This window comes from Prevotella sp. OH937_COT-195, assembly GCF_003932845.1.
Classification (GTDB): domain Bacteria; phylum Bacteroidota; class Bacteroidia; order Bacteroidales; family Bacteroidaceae; genus Prevotella.
Genome location: NZ_RQZH01000061.1, coordinates 1 through 1,895, shown reverse-complemented (window position 1 = coordinate 1,895; position 1,895 = coordinate 1). Strand labels below are relative to the sequence as shown.

The 1,895-nt window shown below is 27.7% G+C and carries 1 protein-coding gene; it reads right to left on the bottom strand.

Annotation, left to right across the window (positions count from 1 at the left end):
• Positions 1-789: 789 nt before the first annotated feature.
• Positions 790-1,836, bottom strand: a complete 1,047-nt coding sequence (locus EII32_RS11175; protein ID WP_003452201.1) for a protein rep — start codon at positions 1,834-1,836, stop codon at positions 790-792.
• Between the last annotated feature and the right edge of the window lie 59 nt (positions 1,837-1,895).

Here is a 1,895-nt window from a genome sequence, read left to right as displayed (position 1 = left end):
GGTTTGTTTTTTTTCTATTTTTTCATTATAATTATTCATAAAGCTAGTCCTTTCTTGGGGTTTTTGAAAGTTATTGTTAAGTGCAATTAAATTATAACTTTTTTCCACCTAAAAAGGCAAGCTTTTTTTATTTGTAATCAAGTGTTTTCAATGGTTTGATGATAATTAATATAAATCGAAATAGTTACGTATAGTATCAAGTAAAGAAAAAACTCGATTTTTTTAGCAAAAAATCTATTGAAATTTTTGATATTTAACTTAAATTTTTTAAAGAATTATTTTGCATACTATACACACTTAGACCCTCTATTGTAATTGGAGGGTTATTTTTATTTGTTGACGTATGGTAAACACTATGTAGACATGATTTTAAAGGGATATTTTATATATTTTTTAAGAATGGCTTATTTACTAGATTTCGTAATAGTCATTTAATTTTTCTGCTTATTAAGTCCTACAGATAAATAAAGGGGCATGGCTAACGCCACGCCACGCAAAACTGGGGTCCCCAACCTCCCCAAACTTGCATAGCATAGCGTAAGCCATACCCTAAATATATCTGTAAAGTTAATAAGAAACTAAGTTTCTTGATTTCTTAATATCTTAATATCTATTCTTTGCTTTTGCAGAAGTACAAGGAACTTTATTAGTTTGTTACGCAGATCTTTGACTATCTATATTTTTTTAATAAATGAAAATTATAAATAAAGTTCCTTATGTCATAAGCATTGGGATATTAAAAAAGTGTCAAGAGCCATTTCATTCCTTCTCTTGACACTTACGCAATTATTATTCTAAATCTAAATCATTTATAAGTTGCTTATTTATTTTATTTTTCTCTTCTTCAGTTAAATCTCTAATCCTAGAATTTTCATAGTTATTCTTATGCCAGTTATAATATAGCATGTAAGTATATTCTATCTCGTCTATTTCTTTGTAGACATCTAATTCGCCGTTCTGATACATTTTGTGAGCGTCTTTAAATAATCCACCGTATACAATTAATTGTTTTCCTTTAAGAGCAGTATAAAAGGTTTTAAATACATCTCTATTAATTAAATAATCTGAATCTTTAGCTGAATATTTTGCTATCTCATATATTTCCTTGTAATCATTGGCTTTAGCTTTTCTTACATCAACTTGAGTGATTCTATCATCACCCATTGCAGAACGCCATAACTCAAGCCATCTTTCTTGGGTTATATATAAATTACTTTTTTTAAAATAACTTTTATTAACCGCTATAACTACGTGAAAATGTGGATTGTATGTGTTAAAGTTCGGTTCTTCATCACCTATTTTTAATCCTTTTCCAACATAGTAGGATTTTTTTCTTTTCCATAGCTCTTTGGTTATAAATTGTTGGCTTTGATATGTTACTTCTAATTTTCTCGTGTAGCCTTTGGCTATCGTTTTTATTTCTTTTCTTTCCATAAGTTTTTTAAATGCTCGGTTGTATTCTCTTATTGATGGTTCCAGTTCTTCTTTAGTTACGTTTGGAGTTGTTAAAGTCAAAAAAATAAATTCTTTATTCTCTTCCTTTCTCAAATGCTCCATAAGGATACTTATTTCTAAACTATCCTTCAAAGCAGTTCTCCAGCTACACATTGGACAAAATCTGTTACCACAAAAGTTACTCTTATGTAATTTTATATTTTCCAATTCCATATCTCCTAAAAACATTAAAAAACTCCCACAGTCATTTATTCTTTCAATACTAGTATTGCTTACAAATGGTTTAATATAATCACTAAACTTAGGATTTTTTAATTTTTTATCAGTACATTTACTTAAAATGGTTTGTTTTTTTTCTATTTTTTCATTATAATTATTCATAAAGCTAGTCCTTTCTTGGGGTTTTTGAAAGTTATTGTTAAGTGCAATTAAATTATAAC

Coding starts and splice junctions, on each gene's coding strand:
- EII32_RS11175 (WP_003452201.1), bottom strand. CDS start 1,836: ATGAATAATTATAATGAAAAAATAGAAAAAAAACAAACCATTTTAAGT.